Below are 16,791 nucleotides of genomic sequence, written 5' to 3' on the forward strand. Positions count from 1 at the left end.
TCCTATCTTACAAATTTTCCCAGTCAAAGTCTTCAGCATCTTTGCGAAGTAGGGCTTGTGCGTTGCGCAATTTTTCTGTGATTTTTACAAAGATACGGAAGTCGTCAAAAGTGGCATCCAGTTTTTTAATAACATCAAGATCTACTAAATCTCCACTTGGGTTGAAGGCTTGAAGAGAATGTGAAAGCAAGAATTCATCTGGAAGGACACTTGCTTTAATTTCTGGAGCATTCAAGATTTGGCGAAGTTGCATTTGAGCACGTGATGAACCAAGCGTACCGTAAGAAGCACCAGTAATCATGATTGGTTTGTTCAAAAGTGGGTAAATACCGTATGACAACCAAGCAAGAGCGCTCATCAAAACAGCTGGGATAGAGTGGTCATACTCAGGAGTACCGATAATAACGCCATCTGCCTCTTCGATTTTAGCAGCAATTTCCAGAATTTCAGCAGGTACTTGCTTGTCAGCTGGCTTGTTAAAGACAGGGATATCCTTGATTTCAACAAGTTCAATTTCAGCTTTGTCAGCAAAGTGTTTTTGCATGTATTGAAGCAATTGACGGTTTGTAGAACGTTTTGAATTTGTTCCAACAATAGCAATAAGTTTTAACATGAGATTTCCTTTCTCTTTTTACATAATACGATTTTAAAACTCCATTGAAACAGTTGTCTCTATAGAGTAGGGATTCCTGAAGAACAGCTTAGGTGACCTTCCTTATCAATCAGAATCGCTTCGATTCCCTCCAAACTTTCGACTTGCCAGAGGATAGAAGCAGGTCTTTCTCCAAAGAGTCGAGTTGTCCAGATTTCACCATCAACTGACTTATCAGAGATGATTGTGAGACTAGCGAGTTCTGTTTCAACAGGATATCCTGTCTGACTGTCAAAAATGTGATGGTAATCTTTTCCATCGACTGTTAGGTGACGTTCATAAATGCCTGAAGTAACGACAGATTGATTGACAACAGGGATAGTCATTAAGTGATTTCCCCTTGGATTGGCTGGGTCTTGAATCCCGATTTGCCAAGGTTGATTCCCTCTTGCCTGATTTTTTCCAATGGTCAGGATATTCCCTCCCAGATTAATCAAAGCAGAAGTCACTCCCTCTGCTCTCAGAAATTGGGCGACCTTATCTGCACTGTATCCTTTGGCTAAACAACCTAGATCGATCTTCATTCCTTTCTGTTTTAAAAGCACAGTAGAAGTAGAAGAATCTAACTCGATATAATGAGGATTGATTAAAGGGAGCACCGATTCAATTTCTTGAGGTTGGGCAACTTTGGCATCTGAAAAACCGATACGCCAGGTTTGAATTAAGGGACCAATACTGATGTTGAGATGGCTAGAGGGCGCTAGGCTATGCTCTAACCCAAGTGAAATCAGTTCAAACAGGTCTGGATGAACCTTGACGGGGGCTATTCCAGCTTGATGATTTATTTCCATCAACTCAGATTCTTGGCTATTGGCATTGAAGCGGTATTCTAAATCTCTGAGTAAATCAAAGGATTTCTGGAGCAAGATATCGGCTCGCTCATCCACTAATGAAATAGTGATAGTGGTTCCCATTAGGCGTTCAGAATGTGAACTAAGAGGCAAGCTACCAACTCCTTTCTCTTATGAAAAGAAGGTTGAAATATAGTAAATTTATGAAAAATGAACCCCTTACATTTTCTTTCCATGATACTAGCATACCATAAAGTCAGCGTTTTCACAAATAAAATTTGTAAAGATGTCAAGAAATATGCTCAAGAAATGAAGAAAAATTGCAAGAATCCGTGTTAAGGTACAGATTATTTACATTTTTTTACAAAAAAATCGGGAAAATCAGCTAAAGTCTTGTAAACGCTAACAGTAAATGTTATACTAGAAGAGTAAATTTAAAATTGAAGGTAGGAATTTTTCTATGAGTAAAATCGTTGTAGTTGGTGCTAACCACGCTGGTACAGCATGTATTAATACTATGTTGGATAACTTTGGAAATGAGAATGAAATCGTTGTATTTGACCAAAACTCTAACATCTCTTTCCTAGGATGTGGAATGGCCCTTTGGATCGGTGAACAAATTGACGGTGCTGAAGGCTTGTTCTATTCTGATAAAGAAAAATTGGAAGCTAAAGGTGCTAAGGTGTACATGAACTCACCAGTTCTTTCAATCGACTATGATAACAAAGTAGTTACAGCAGAAGTTGAAGGAAAAGAGCACAAAGAATCATACGAGAAATTGATTTTTGCTACAGGTTCTACACCAATCTTGCCACCAATCGAAGGTGTTGAAATTGTTAAAGGCAACCGCGAATTTAAAGCAACTCTTGAAAACGTACAATTCGTGAAATTGTACCAAAATGCTGAAGAAGTTATCAATAAACTTGCTGACAAGAGCCAGCACCTCGACCGTATCGCCGTTGTTGGTGGTGGTTACATCGGTGTTGAACTTGCTGAAGCCTTTGAACGTCTTGGAAAAGAAGTTGTCCTTGTCGATATTGTTGATACTGTCTTGAACGGTTACTATGACAAAGACTTCACACAAATGATGGCGAAGAACTTGGAAGACCACAACATCCGCTTGGCGCTTGGTCAAACTGTTAAAGCAATCGAAGGTGACGGTAAAGTTGAACGCTTGATTACTGATAAAGAAACTTTCGATGTGGACATGGTTATCCTTGCAGTTGGTTTCCGTCCAAATACAGCTCTTGCTGATGGTAAGATTGAACTCTTCCGTAACGGTGCTTTCCTTGTAGACAAGAAACAAGAAACTTCACTTCCTGGTGTATTTGCCGTTGGTGACTGTGCGACTGTTTATGACAACGCTCGTAAAGACACAAGCTACATCGCCCTTGCTTCAAATGCTGTTCGTACTGGTATCGTTGGTGCATATAACGCATGTGGACATGAATTGGAAGGAATCGGTGTTCAAGGTTCAAATGGTATCTCAATCTACGGTCTTCACATGGTTTCAACTGGTTTGACTCTTGAAAAAGCTAAAGCTGCTGGTTACAACGCAACTGAAACAGGCTTTAACGATCTTCAAAAACCAGAATTTATGAAGCATGACAACCATGAAGTTGCCATCAAGATTGTCTTTGACAAAGATAGCCGTGAAATTCTTGGTGCGCAAATGGTCTCACGCGATTCTGCAATCAGCATGGGAATCCATATGTTCTCTCTTGCTATCCAAGAGCATGTGACAATTGATAAATTGGCATTGACAGACCTCTTCTTCTTGCCACACTTCAACAAACCTTACAACTACATCACAATGGCTGCACTTACAGCTGAAAAATAAAAATGAATGAGCTATCTGGCCTTAAGTTAAGGTCAGATAGTTTTTTAGCCAATCTGTACCCATACAATTACGTTTTTTTTATCTTGTACTTCATTCTAATCTAACTTAAAATGAAATGGTAGCTACCAATATAAATGATGAGGAAAAAGAAATGACTGAAAATCGTTATGAATTAAATAAAAACTTGGCACAGATGCTCAAGGGCGGTGTAATCATGGATGTTCAGAATCCTGAACAGGCCCGTATCGCAGAAGCTGCTGGTGCGGCAGCTGTGATGGCCTTGGAGCGGATTCCAGCTGATATTCGTGCAGCTGGAGGAGTTTCCCGCATGAGCGATCCAAAGATGATTAAGGAAATTCAAGAAGCGGTTAGTATTCCAGTAATGGCCAAGGTCAGAATCGGGCATTTTGTTGAGGCTCAGATTTTAGAGGCTATTGAAATTGACTATATCGATGAGAGTGAAGTTTTATCTCCAGCAGACGACCGTTTCCATGTGGACAAGAAAGAATTTCAAGTACCTTTTGTCTGTGGAGCTAAGGACTTGGGTGAAGCCTTGCGTCGTATCGCTGAAGGTGCTTCCATGATTCGTACTAAAGGAGAACCAGGGACAGGAGATATCGTCCAAGCTGTTCGTCATATGCGTATGATGAATCAGGAAATTCGTCGAATTCAAAACCTACGAGAGGACGAGCTTTATGTTGCTGCCAAGGACTTGCAAGTCCCTGTTGAATTGGTTCAATATGTTCATGAACATGGAAAATTGCCAGTTGTAAACTTCGCAGCTGGAGGCGTTGCAACGCCAGCAGATGCTGCGCTGATGATGCAATTAGGGGCAGAGGGGGTCTTTGTCGGTTCAGGTATTTTCAAGTCAGGGGATCCTGTTAAACGGGCTAGTGCCATTGTTAAGGCTGTGACTAACTTCCGAAATCCTCAAATCCTAGCCCAAATCTCTGAAGATTTAGGAGAAGCCATGGTTGGTATCAATGAAAATGAAATCCAAATTCTCATGGCTGAGCGAGGAAAATAGATGAAAATCGGAATATTGGCCTTGCAAGGTGCCTTTGCAGAGCATGCAAAAGTACTAGAGCAATTAGGTGTTGAGAGTGTTGAAATCAGAAATCTAGATGATTTTCAGAAACATGAGAGTGACTTGTCGGGATTGATATTACCTGGTGGGGAATCTACAACCATGGGCAAGCTCTTACGAGACCAGAACATGCTGATTCCCATTCAAGAAGCCATTCTATCTGGTTTACCAGTCTTTGGAACCTGTGCGGGATTAATTTTGCTGGCTAAGGAAATTACTTCTCAGGAAGAAAGTCATCTTGGAACTATGGATATGGTGGTCGAGCGCAATGCCTATGGGCGCCAACTAGGAAGTTTCTACACGGAAGCAGAATGTAAGGGAGTCGGTCAGATTCCAATGACCTTTATCCGTGGTCCAATTATCAGTAGTGTTGGAGAGGGTGTAGAAATTCTAGCAACAGTTGACGATCAAATCGTTGCTGCTCAAGAAAAAAATATGCTGGTGACCTCTTTTCATCCAGAATTGACTGATGATGTGCGCTTGCACCAGTACTTTATCAATATGTGTAAAGAAAAGATAGTGGAATAAAAAGTGATAAATCAAGTTTCGATTCGCTTTTTCCAAAGAATCATTTTTTAAGTCATCTGACAGTATTCTGTGATTTTAGATTTATTTACGATAAATTAGAAAAGAATGATTGTTTTGACTTAGGGCATAAAGCTTATATGCTGAATATAGTGTTCAAGTATCTTTTATTGGGAGCACTTTAGGGGATGGAGTTAAAATACTATTCTATACTGCTTAATACTCTTAGAAAATCTCTTCAAACCACGTCAGCTTCACCTTGCCGTAGGTATGGTTACTGACTTCGTCAGTTCTATCCACAACCTCAAAACTGTGTTTTGATCTGACTTCGTCAGTCTTATTTATAACCTCAAAGCTGTACTTTGAGCAACCTGCGGTTAGCTTCCTAGTTTGCTCTTTGATTTTCGTTGAGTATAAAAATGATGTATAGGACTGGTCAAAAAGATTACTTCGAAAATAGCAAAAAACGAGTATCTCTACAGATGGAGATACTCGTTCTATTATGTGTGAAGCTATGAGTCTGTCTTGCTCCATAGGATGCGCGTAGAAGTTTATACCAAAAAAATTCCAAAAGCGACACAATAAAGGAGATTAAGACAATTTTAAATTTTTTTGAGATGTAGGTAATGAGTTAAAATCAATGGCGGTTAAACAGGGTGAAAAGGATCAAGCAAAAAGTCTTTAAAATCAAAAAAACGCATAATATCAGGTGTTTTACAACGTTTTTTATTTTATTCTTTGGTATTCTTTTGCAAAAAAAGAATACAACATTTTGTTGTATCCTAAATATTAAATCAAGTCCTGAATTTTCTTAAGTTTTTATCATATTTTCTGTTATAATTAAGGTGCCTTAAGAAAAATAATGAAAAAACTAAATGTTTTTCATATAGTTTTCATTGTTTTAATAGTTTAAAGTCAATCTTATTTTTCTCTAATAGAAAATAATGAAAAAGTAGGTTTAGAAAGAGGTAAGTATCTATGTCTTCTCATAAAAAAGTGTCACTCTCTGAGATTAATCAATCTATCGATACTCCAAATAACAATCATTTCTGGCAAAATTTAAATGCCTTTTTAGGTCCGGGTGCTCTTGTCGCAGTTGGTTATATGGATCCAGGAAACTGGATTACCAGTGTAGTCGGTGGTGCTTCCTATAAGTATAGTCTCTTGTTTGTTATCTTGATTTCATCTCTCATTGCCATGCAACTTCAGCAGATGGCAGGAAAGCTTGGTATTGTAACCCAGATGGACCTGGCTCAAGCAACGGCTCATCATTCACCCAAATGGCTTCGTTATAGCTTATAGGTGATTTTGGAGTTGGCCTTGATGGCGACAGACCTGGCAGAAGTTCTAGGTTCAGCGATTGCTCTCAATCTTCTTTTTAAGATTCCGATTATGATAGCCATCCTTTTGACGGTTCTAGATGTCTTTCTCTTATTGCTTTTGATGAAATTTGGCTTTAAGAAGATAGAAGCTATTGTGACAACACTGATTTTAACGATTTTAGCAATCTTTACTTATCTGGTAGCTTTATCAAATCCAAGTTTCCAAGGAATCGCTGAGGGTTATTTACCCAATTCGACCTTATTTGAGAGTCCTTTGCCAGGTCATGAAAGTCAATTAACTTTAGCTCTGGGGATTGTAGGTGCGACGGTTATGCCTCATAACCTCTATTTGCATTCTTCCTTGTCTCAAACTCGGAAAATCAATCACAAGGACAAGGATGATGTTCGAAAAGCGGTGCGCTTTATGACCTGGGATTCAAATCTCCAATTATCCTTGGCCTTTGTGGTTAACTCCCTTCTATTAATTCTCGGGGCGGCTCTCTTTTTCGGCCATGCATCTGAGATTTCTGCCTTCTCTCAAATGTATAATGCCTTGCAGGATTCTACTATTGCAGGAGCTATAGCTAGCTCGACCTTATCAACCTTGTTTGCCTTGGCTTTATTAGCCAGTGGTCAAAATTCGACAATTACGGGTACCTTGACTGGACAAATCGTTATGGAAGGTTTCTTGCATATGAGATTACCTCAATGGTTCATTCGTTTGGCAACTCGTCTCTTTGCTTTGTTGCCTGTCATGATTGTAGCGGTTCTGTTTGGTCATCAGGAAAAAACATTGGATCAGTTATTGGTTTATTCACAAGTCTTTCTTTCGATTGCTCTTCCATTTTCAATCTTCCCACTGATTTATCTAACTTCTAAGAAATCACTGATGGGAGAATTTACCAATGCCAAATGGAATACCATCCTTGGCTATATCGTTTCCATTATCTTAACAATTCTCAATGTGAAATTGTTATTTGATATTTTCTAAGAAATTCACCCGAGTTATAAAACAAGCATATAAGAAAAAAGATACCCAAGATTTCTTGGGTATCTTTTTTAAAATAAACGGAAGACATGGGATTCGAACCCACGCACGCTGTTACACGCCTACCGCGTTTCCAACACGGCCTCTTAAGCCTCTTGAGTAATCTTCCAATACTTACTCAAATAGTCTACCATAAAGCCTCTTATCTTGCAATAAAAATTCTAGAAATAAGAAAAATGATAGAATTTGAAAGAAAATGATAAAAAATGCTTGACTTTGAAAGAAAGTATGATAGAATGAATAGTGTAAACGATAACAGGAGGTGATTCAGTGTTAAAAACAGAGCGGAAGCAACTGATTTTAGAGGAGTTAAATCAACATCATGTAGTTTCTCTAGAAAAATTAGTTAGTTTGCTAGAGACCTCAGAATCAACGGTGCGAAGAGACTTGGATGAGTTGGAAGCAGAAAACAAGCTTCGTCGCGTGCATGGTGGAGCAGAATTGCCCCACTCCTTGCAGGAAGAGGAAACCATTCAAGAGAAATCTGTCAAAAACCTTCAAGAGAAGAAGTTGCTGGCTCAGAAAGCTGCCTCTCTCATCAAGGAACAAGATGTCATCTTTATCGACGCTGGAACAACGACAGCCTTTTTGATTCATGAATTGGTTAATAAAAATGTTACAGTTGTTACCAACTCTATTCACCATGCAGCTCAGTTGGTTGAAAAGCAGATTCCGACTGTCATTGTTGGAGGAAGTGTCAAAACAGCTACGGATGCTAGCATCGGGGGTGTTGCTCTTAACCAGATTAATCAATTGCACTTTGACCGTGCCTTTATCGGAATGAATGGTGTGGACGATGGCTATTATACGACTCCTGATATGGAGGAGGGAGCTGTGAAGCGTGCTATTTTGGAGAATGCCAAACAGACCTATGTCTTGGTGGATTCATCAAAAATTGGACAAACTTGCTTTGCCAAGGTAGCACCACTCAAACGAGCAATTGTTATCACAAGTCAAGGGCATGAACTCTTGCAGACAATAAAGGAGAAAACGGAGGTAATAGAAGTATGATTTATACAGTCACACTCAATCCATCCATTGACTATATCGTGCGTTTGGATCAAGTCCAAGTTGGTAGTGTCAATCGTATGGACAGTGATGATAAGTTTGCTGGTGGGAAAGGAATCAATGTCAGTCGTGTCTTGAAACGCTTGGATATTCCAAATACAGCGACTGGATTTATCGGAGGTTTTACTGGTAAATTTATCACAGATACTTTGGCAGAGGAAGAAATCGAGACACGTTTTGTCCAAGTGGCAGAAGATACTCGTATCAATGTTAAGATTAAAGCGGACCAAGAAACAGAAATTAATGGAACGGGTCCAACTGTTGAACCGGATCAGTTAGAAGAATTGAAAGCTATTTTGTCTAGTTTGACTGCAGAAGATACAGTTGTATTTGCTGGTTCAAGTGTTAAAAACCTAGGGAATGTCGTCTACAAGGATTTGATTGCCTTGACGCGCCAGACGGGTGCGCAAGTCGTTTGTGATTTTGAAGGACAGACCTTGATTGATAGTTTGGACTACCAGCCACTTTTGGTTAAACCAAACAATCATGAACTTGGAGCAATTTTTGGGGTTAAACTCGAAAGTTTAGATGAAATCGAGAACTATGCTCGTCAGTTACTGGCTAAAGGTGCTCAAAATGTGATTATTTCTATGGCTGGTGATGGTGCCCTTCTTGTCACATCTGAGGGAGCTTACTTTGCTAAACCAATCAAGGGAACAGTGAAAAATTCAGTCGGAGCTGGCGATTCTATGGTCGCTGGATTTACAGGTGAATTTGTCAAATCAAAAGACGCAGTAGAAGCCTTCAAATGGGGAGTGGCTTGCGGAACGGCAACGACCTTCTCGGATGACTTGGCAACAGCAGAATTTATTAAAGAAACATATGAAAAAGTTGAGGTAGAAAAAAGATGAAAATTCAAGACCTATTGAGAAAAGATGTTATGTTGCTGGATTTGCAGGCGACTGAAAAAACAGCTGTCATTGAAGAGATGATTAAAAGCTTGACAGACCACGGTTATGTAACAGATTTTGAAACCTTTAAAGAAGGAATTTTGGCGCGTGAAGCTCTGACTTCTACAGGTTTGGGTGACGGAATTGCTATGCCTCACAGCAAAAACGCTGCTGTCAAAGAAGCGACAGTCCTCTTTGCCAAGTCAAACAAGGGTGTTGACTACGAGAGCTTGGATGGGCAAGCAACTGATCTTTTCTTTATGATTGCGGCTCCAGAAGGTGCCAATGACACTCACCTAGCAGCCTTGGCAGAATTGTCTCAATACTTGATGAAAGACGGTTTTGCTGATAAACTTCGTCAAGTAACATCATCTGACCAAGTTATCGAACTTTTTGACAAAGCTTCAGAAAAAACTGAAGAGCCTGTTCAAGCACCTGCCAATGAATCTGGTGACTTTATCGTGGCTGTTACAGCTTGTACAACAGGTATTGCCCACACTTACATGGCCCAAGAAGCTCTTCAAAAAGTGGCTGCTGAAATGGGGGTTGGTATCAAGGTCGAAACCAACGGTGCTAGCGGTGTTGGTAACCAACTAACTGCGGAAGACATTCGTAAGGCTAAAGCTGTTATCATCGCAGCAGACAAGGCTGTTGAAATGGATCGATTTGATGGAAAACCATTGATCAATCGTCCAGTTGCTGACGGGATCCGTAAGACAGAAGAGTTAATTAACTTGGCTCTTTCAGGAGATGCTGAAGTCTACCGTGCTGCTAATGGAGCCAAAGCTGCAACAGCCTCTAACGAAAAACAAAGCCTTGGTGGTGCCTTTTACAAACACTTGATGAGTGGTGTATCTCAAATGTTGCCATTCGTTATTGGCGGTGGTATCATGATTGCCCTTGCCTTCTTGATTGATGGTGCTTTGGGTGTCCCAAATGAAAACCTTGGTAATCTTGGTTCTTACCATGAGTTAGCTTCTATGTTCATGAAAATTGGTGGTGCAGCCTTTGGCTTGATGCTCCCAGTCTTTGCAGGTTATGTTGCCTACTCTATCGCTGAAAAACCAGGTTTGGTAGCAGGTTTCGTGGCTGGTGCTATTGCCAAAGAAGGTTTTGCCTTTGGTAAAATTCCTTATGCCGCAGGTGGTGAAGCAACTTCAACTCTTGCAGGTGTCTCATCTGGTTTCCTAGGTGCCCTTGTTGGTGGATTTATCGCAGGTGCTTTAGTTCTTGCTATCAAGAAATACGTTCAAGTTCCTCGTTCACTTGAAGGTGCTAAATCAATTCTTCTCTTGCCACTTCTTGGAACAATCTTGACTGGATTTGTCATGCTAGCTGTGAATATCCCAATGGCAGCAATCAACACTGCTATGAATGACTTCCTAGGCGGTCTTGGAGGAGGTTCAGCTGTCCTTCTTGGTATCGTCCTTGGAGGAATGATGGCTGTTGACATGGGTGGACCAGTTAATAAAGCGGCTTATGTCTTCGGTACAGGTACGCTTGCAGCGACTGTTTCTTCAGGTGGTTCTGTAGCCATGGCAGCAGTTATGGCTGGAGGAATGGTGCCACCACTTGCAATCTTTGTCGCAACGCTTCTTTTCAAAGATAAATTTACCAAAGAAGAACGCAACTCTGGTTTGACAAACATCATCATGGGCTTGTCATTTATCACTGAGGGAGCGATTCCGTTTGGTGCAGCTGACCCAGCTCGTGCTATCCCAAGCTTTATCCTTGGTTCAGCAGTAGCAGGTGGCCTCGTTGGTCTTACTGGTATCAAACTCATGGCGCCACACGGAGGAATCTTCGTGATCGCCCTCACTTCAAATGCTCTTCTTTACCTCGTTGCTGTCTTGGTAGGAGCAATCGTAAGTGGTGTGGTCTATGGTTACCTACGCAAACCACAAGCATAAAAAATAGAAAATGAAAAGATTGGACCGTTTGGTGCAGTCTTTTTCTCTTTCCGAAATGCCTGTGAAATATGGTATAATAGAAGAATGGCAAACAAGAATACAAGTAAAACAAGACGGAGACCGTCTAAAGCAGAACTCGAAAGAAAAGAAGCGATTCAACGAATGTTGATTTCTTTGGGAATCGCGCTTTTATTGATTTTCGCAGCCTTCAAATTAGGGGCTGCAGGTATAACCCTTTACAATCTAATTCGCTTGCTGGTGGGTAGCCTAGCTTATCTGGCAATATTCGGCCTATTAATCTATCTCTTCTTTTTCAAGTGGATACGAAAACAGGAAGGCCTCCTATCTGGCTTCTTCACTATATTTGCGGGCTTGCTCCTGATTTTTGAAGCTTACTTGGTTTGGAAATATGGTTTGGACAAGTCAGTTCTAAAAGGAACTATGGCTCAAGTTGTGACTGATTTGACTGGTTTTCGAACGACCAGTTTTGCTGGTGGAGGCTTGATTGGTGTTGGACTCTATGTACCAATCGCCTTTCTCTTTTCAAATATCGGTACTTACTTTATTGGTTCTATCTTGATTTTAGCAGGCGCTCTCCTAATCAGTCCTTGGTCTGTTTACGATATTGCTGAATTTTTCAGTAGAGGCTTTGCCAAATGGCGGGAAGGGCATGAGCGTCGAAAAGAGGAACGCTTTGTCAAACAAGAAGAAAAAGCTCGCCAAAAGGCTGAGGAAGAGGCTAGATTAGAACAAGAAGAGGCTGAAAAAGCCTTACTCGATTTGCCTCCTGTTGATATGGAAACGGGTGAAATTCTGACAGCAGATGTTGTGCTTGACGTTCCACCTGTTCCAGAAGAAGAGTGGGTAGAACCAGAAATCATCCTGCCTCAAGCTGAACTTGAATTCCCTGAACAGGGAGATAACTCTGATGACGAAGATGTTCAGGTCGATTTTTCAGCCAAGGAGGCTCTTGAATACAAACTTCCAAGCTTACAACTCTTTGCCCCTGATAAACCCAAAGACCAGTCTAAAGAGAAGAAAATTGTTCGAGAAAATATCAAAATTCTAGAAGAAACCTTTGCTAGCTTTGGTATTAAGGTAACGGTTGAACGGGCTGAAATTGGGCCATCAGTGACCAAGTATGAAGTTAAGCCAGCAGTAGGTGTACGGGTCAACCGCATTTCCAATCTAGCAGATGACCTCGCTCTAGCCTTGGCTGCTAAGGATGTCCGAATCGAAGCACCTATCCCAGGGAAATCTTTAGTGGGAATTGAGGTACCTAACTCTGAGATTGCGACAGTTTCTTTCCGCGAACTATGGGAACAATCTCAAACGAAAGCAGAAAATCTCTTGGAAATTCCTCTAGGAAAGGCGGTTAATGGCACCGCAAGAGCTTTTGACCTTTCCAAAATGCCCCACTTGCTCGTCGCAGGTTCAACGGGTTCTGGGAAGTCAGTAGCTGTTAACGGCATTATCGCTAGCATCCTCATGAAGGCGAGACCTGACCAAGTTAAATTTATGATGGTCGATCCCAAAATGGTTGAGTTGTCCGTTTACAATGATATTCCCCATCTCTTGATTCCAGTTGTGACCAATCCACGTAAGGCCAGCAAGGCTCTGCAAAAGGTTGTGGATGAGATGGAAAATCGTTATGAACTCTTTGCCAAAGTGGGAGTCCGTAACATTGCAGGCTTTAATGCCAAGGTAGAAGAGTTCAATGCCCAGTCTGAGTACAAGCAAATTCCGCTACCACTCATTGTCGTGATCGTGGATGAGTTGGCTGACCTCATGATGGTTGCCAGCAAGGAAGTGGAAGATGCTATCATCCGTCTCGGACAGAAGGCGCGTGCTGCCGGCATCCACATGATTCTTGCAACCCAGCGTCCATCCGTTGATGTCATCTCTGGTCTGATCAAGGCCAATGTTCCTTCTCGTGTCGCTTTCGCGGTTTCATCAGGGACAGACTCCCGTACTATCTTGGATGAAAATGGAGCAGAAAAATTACTTGGTCGAGGAGACATGCTCTTTAAACCAATCGATGAAAATCATCCAGTTCGTCTCCAAGGCTCCTTTATCTCGGATGACGATGTCGAACGCATCGTAAACTTCATCAAGGCTCAGGCTGATGCGGACTACGATGAGAGTTTTGATCCAGGTGAGGTTTCTGAAAATGAAGGAGAATTTTCAGATGGTGAATCTGGTGGAGACCCGCTTTTTGAAGAAGCCAAGGCTTTGGTAATCGAAACCCAGAAAGCCAGCGCATCTATGATTCAGCGTCGTTTATCAGTTGGATTTAACCGTGCGACCCGTCTCATGGAAGAGCTTGAGATGGCAGGTGTCATTGGTCCAGCTGAAGGTACTAAGCCAAGAAAAGTATTGCAACAATAAATTTCTCTCTTATACGGAAATGTGAACCTGACGTGATTTGAAGAGGTTTTTGAAGCGGATTATCTATGATGTATAATTAATTGAATCTAAAATAGTACGAAACGACTTTTAAAGCATGAAATTGATTTGAATTCCCTAATAAATTTGTTCACATTTTATTCAAACACTATATCAAGCTGAAACAGATTTAGAATTTCTTTTAGATATATGAAGACTCCCCTTATAGTTTCTAGTGAATATTTGTTTTTCACTAGAAACTATAAGGGGAGCTTTTGTACTCATGTATGAGATAGATTTCTTTTTTTGTTTTATTAAGCTGCATAGCTCACTTTTCAGCAGGAATCAGCTATTGTATTCGCCAGATGTTAGCTGACATCAATTCACTACTGTTTAAAATTTTGAGAGTTTTGCAGTTGTTGAGTTCGGTTTCTGTTTATTCACCAAAGAAAAATGGTGGGGCGAACCGTTTCAGCTCTTCAAAGCAATGTTGGGCTGCCTCTGCATCTTCACAGATGACAAGGCAGACATCATCACCACAGAGGGTAGCGATAGCGTCAGGGAAACTCAAAGCATCAATGATAGAACCAAATGATTGAGCCAGTCCAGGAAGGGTTTTTAGTAGGACTTGGTGTTGAACTGGGCGCATCAAGACAAGGGCATCTTCCATGTAGAGTTCGAGGCGTTTTTCCCATTTTGAGATAGAACCTGTATTGAGCACGTAGTAAGAGTTATCTTCTTCTCGTACTTTTGAGAGGTTCATACTTTTAATATCCCTCGAAAGTGTCGCTTGTGTAACTTGAATATCATTATCGGCAAGAAGAGCTTGTAACTCAGCTTGTGTGTGAATCTTATTTTTCGTTACAAGAGCTCGTATGAGTTGGTGTCGGTGTTCAGATTTATTCATAATAATTTAACTCCTTTTTTAGTGAGGTATGATAAGAGTAGACTGTTCAAGATCAACAGTCAGCTGGTAAGCGGTATTATCACGGATTGTGATTTCAAAGTCAGTAGTATAGAGGACTAAACGAAGAGTATCTCCTTCTTTTAACTTGTAAATAGTAGGTTGTAGTTCAAATTGCACATCCATCCATTCATCTGCAGTAACATCCTCTACTAACAGTAAATCATTTCTATTTTGTAAATTGAGGTAACCTTTTGTCACGACTCGTTGTGTATCTGGTCTAATTGGTAATTCACAGAGATTTTCCAACATATGGTAGCGTCCATTATCAATGGTTTTAGCACTTAAAATAGCTGGATAAGGTTGTAGGTATTTCTTTTGTCCAAGTTCCAGTAGTTGAGCAGATAAGAGCCCCTTGTTTGTGCTGGATTTGATACGAAGATTGAGTTGAGCTCGACCGTTCAAGTGAAGATCCTTAGTCACAGGAAGGTCAATAGTAATCTGATTGACTTTCCCTTGATAAAGTTCTGTATTGAAGGTCTGGTAGGTCTTACCATAGCGCTTAAAATCCTTATCTGGGTATTGGTTTTGAATGACTTTCTCTTCTTGACCAAGTGAGAAGGATTCAAAGCTTTCTTGCCCATCGAAGTTATCAAGTGATAACCAAGTCTGAGGGGCTGTATTGTCCTGCCAAATAACAGTAGGGAGTTGAAAATCTGTATCTTCTCCCAGTAATTTCTTAGTCAATAAGGCGTTCATGGACTCACGGAAGTCAATGGACTGCCAGTTGTTCATGTACACATGGGCACCATTATGGAAAAAGAGGTGCTTGTTTATATGAGTAGGTAGAGCATGGAACATCTGGTAAACATGAATTGGTTTGACATTCCAATCCTGAGAACCATGGGTAAAGACAACCTCTGCCTTTACTTTGTCAGCATTGAGCAGATAGTTGCGGTCATGCCAAAACTGATTGTAGTCGCCAGTCTTGCGATCCAGTTGCTCTTTTACTTTTTCTAAGTCAGCTTGGTGAGCCTCATTGCCACGGATATAGTCGCCAGCCAAGAGATTACGAGAATAGGTTAGCTCAGCAAGAGAGTCAAAGTCCTCACCTGGATAACCGCCTGGACTAGTTACCAGACCGTTTTCACGGTAGTAGTTGTACCAAGATGAAATGCCAGCCTCGGCAATGATGACTTCTAAACCATCGACGCCTGTAGTCGCAAGCCCATTGGACATGGTACCTAAATAGGAAAGTCCAGTTGTGGCAACTTTTCCGTTTGACCAGTCAGCTTTGACTTGACGCTGGCGCGTGTGGTCGGTAAAGGCACGACAACGACCATTAAGCCAATCGATGACATTTTTATAGGCCTCGATTTGCTGGTAGTCTCCATTAGTCATGAAACCAGTAGAGTCTTTGGTACCAACACCTGAAACATAGAGATTGGCAAATCCTCGTGGGAGGAAGTAGTCGTTGAGTGTATAGCTAGAGTTGATGTGACTTAGCTTTTCCTCAGCTTCTGACGCAAGCTCAGCTTGGCCTTGAGGTTGGACGAGATTGAGTTGAGGTTCCTCTAGCTCAATCTTGTGAGCAGGTTTAACCTCAAGCTCGCCCTCCATCTTGTAGAGAGCCTTATCGCTTGCCTTGTCATTTGTTCCCTGATGATAAGGACTGGCTGTCATGATGGCAGGGATTTGTCCCTCATAACGTGGACGAATAATGCTGACCTTGACTAGGTCTGGTAGACCTTTTTGGTCGGTATCGACACGAGACTCAACGTAGACCACTTCTCGAATAACATCATGGCTAGAAAAAGTAGCCAAACTCTTACCGTTAAAGTAGTGGTAGTCATTATCCTCCGGAATAAGACCATCACTAACAAGTTGGTCGATAAGAGTATTTCCCTTTTTGGTGCGAGTATTGAGTAACTGATAGAGATTTTCAATCAAGTCACCATATACAATAGGAAATCCAGTCTCTTTACGAAAAGCTTCACTATCTTCGAAGTCAACCAAATAAGAAAAGCCTAAAAGTTGAAAAGCAACAGTATAAAAAATATCTGCTGTCAGTTCATCTTCTGATTGAAAAAATGTCAGCAGGTCTGTTTTTTTATCAGTTGCTAGGATGGAAAGTGGGTAGTTGGTGTCTTGATAAGTGAAAAAGAAACGACTTAGAAAAGTCTCCAACATCTTTTTATTTGTTGACTCAGATGGAAAATCAAATCCATACTTTTTTAATTCATATAAAATAGTATCTCTTGGAAGTGATAAATAGCTGAATTGATTAAAGCGCATAAAACCTCCTTGTAAAATAATAATTAAGGTTATTATATCAAAAAAATAGGAAAAAGGGAATCATTAAGTGAGAA

At 40.9% G+C, this 16,791-nt stretch carries 12 protein-coding genes, 1 tRNA gene and 1 pseudogene; 9 read left to right on the forward strand and 5 right to left on the reverse strand.

Features of this window, described 5'->3' with window-relative positions; genetic code table 11:
• Window positions 1-7: 7 nt before the first annotated feature.
• Window positions 8-613 (reverse strand): NADPH-dependent FMN reductase, encoded by a 606-nt coding sequence (locus SK608_RS04950; protein WP_033677008.1) that lies wholly within the window; start codon window positions 611-613, stop codon window positions 8-10.
• A 59-nt stretch (window positions 614-672) separates the two neighbouring features.
• Entirely contained in the window at window positions 673-1,596 is a 924-nt protein-coding gene (locus SK608_RS04955; RefSeq protein WP_033677010.1) for an FAD:protein FMN transferase, read from the reverse strand.
• A gap of 307 nt (window positions 1,597-1,903) precedes the next feature.
• Here SK608_RS04955 and nox point away from each other — a divergent pair, with 307 nt between their 5' ends.
• The 5 genes and pseudogenes from nox (at window position 1,904) to SK608_RS04975 (ending at window position 7,208) form a co-directional block, all read left to right on the forward strand.
• Window positions 1,904-3,283 (forward strand): H2O-forming NADH oxidase, encoded by a 1,380-nt coding sequence (gene nox / locus SK608_RS04960; RefSeq protein ID WP_033677012.1) that lies wholly within the window; start codon window positions 1,904-1,906, stop codon window positions 3,281-3,283.
• 151 nt (window positions 3,284-3,434) lie between these two features.
• The gene (gene pdxS, locus SK608_RS04965) at window positions 3,435-4,310 is read left to right on the forward strand and encodes a pyridoxal 5'-phosphate synthase lyase subunit PdxS (protein WP_000138517.1); all 876 of its coding nucleotides are present in this window, start codon (window positions 3,435-3,437) and stop codon (window positions 4,308-4,310) included.
• Complete coding sequence (pdxT, locus tag SK608_RS04970; protein WP_033677015.1) at window positions 4,311-4,898, forward strand: pyridoxal 5'-phosphate synthase glutaminase subunit PdxT; 588 nt, start codon at window positions 4,311-4,313, stop codon at window positions 4,896-4,898.
• Window positions 4,895-5,080: a transposase gene (locus SK608_RS12070; protein WP_474104173.1), complete on the forward strand. Its 186-nt coding sequence runs from the start codon at window positions 4,895-4,897 to the stop codon at window positions 5,078-5,080. The genes pdxT and SK608_RS12070 overlap by 4 nt, the downstream gene beginning before the upstream one ends.
• Before the next feature lie 793 nt (window positions 5,081-5,873).
• Window positions 5,874-7,208: pseudogene (locus SK608_RS04975) on the forward strand (Nramp family divalent metal transporter).
• Between the two features lie 78 nt (window positions 7,209-7,286).
• Here SK608_RS04975 and SK608_RS04980 read toward each other — a convergent pair.
• Window positions 7,287-7,374 (reverse strand) — tRNA-Ser (locus tag SK608_RS04980).
• Window positions 7,375-7,535: 161 nt separating this feature from the next.
• Between SK608_RS04980 and SK608_RS04985 the strand changes: the two genes are divergently transcribed.
• From SK608_RS04985 to SK608_RS05000, 4 genes are all read left to right on the forward strand, one after another.
• On the forward strand, window positions 7,536-8,276 hold the full coding sequence (locus SK608_RS04985; protein WP_033677017.1) for a DeoR/GlpR family DNA-binding transcription regulator: 741 nt from the start codon (window positions 7,536-7,538) through the stop codon (window positions 8,274-8,276).
• Window positions 8,273-9,184, forward strand: a complete 912-nt coding sequence (pfkB, locus tag SK608_RS04990) for a 1-phosphofructokinase (protein ID WP_033677020.1) — start codon at window positions 8,273-8,275, stop codon at window positions 9,182-9,184. Before SK608_RS04985 ends, pfkB begins: the two co-directional genes overlap by 4 nt.
• Window positions 9,181-11,133: a fructose-specific PTS transporter subunit EIIC gene (locus tag SK608_RS04995; RefSeq protein WP_033677022.1), complete on the forward strand. Its 1,953-nt coding sequence runs from the start codon at window positions 9,181-9,183 to the stop codon at window positions 11,131-11,133. The genes pfkB and SK608_RS04995 overlap by 4 nt, the downstream gene beginning before the upstream one ends.
• 84 nt (window positions 11,134-11,217) lie before the next feature.
• Window positions 11,218-13,521 (forward strand): DNA translocase FtsK, encoded by a 2,304-nt coding sequence (locus tag SK608_RS05000; protein ID WP_082242416.1) that lies wholly within the window; start codon window positions 11,218-11,220, stop codon window positions 13,519-13,521.
• Between the two features lie 433 nt (window positions 13,522-13,954).
• Here the strand turns inward: SK608_RS05000 and SK608_RS05005 are convergent, their stop codons facing one another.
• Both SK608_RS05005 and SK608_RS05010 read right to left on the reverse strand, forming a co-directional pair.
• The gene (locus tag SK608_RS05005; RefSeq protein ID WP_033677026.1) at window positions 13,955-14,425 is read right to left on the reverse strand and encodes an arginine repressor; all 471 of its coding nucleotides are present in this window, start codon (window positions 14,423-14,425) and stop codon (window positions 13,955-13,957) included.
• Between the two features lie 18 nt (window positions 14,426-14,443).
• On the reverse strand, window positions 14,444-16,717 hold the full coding sequence (locus SK608_RS05010) for a Xaa-Pro dipeptidyl-peptidase (RefSeq protein WP_033677028.1): 2,274 nt from the start codon (window positions 16,715-16,717) through the stop codon (window positions 14,444-14,446).
• Window positions 16,718-16,791: the final 74 nt, after the last annotated feature.

Source organism: Streptococcus mitis subsp. hohhotensis (genome assembly GCF_000722775.1).
GTDB lineage: Bacteria > Bacillota > Bacilli > Lactobacillales > Streptococcaceae > Streptococcus > Streptococcus carlssonii.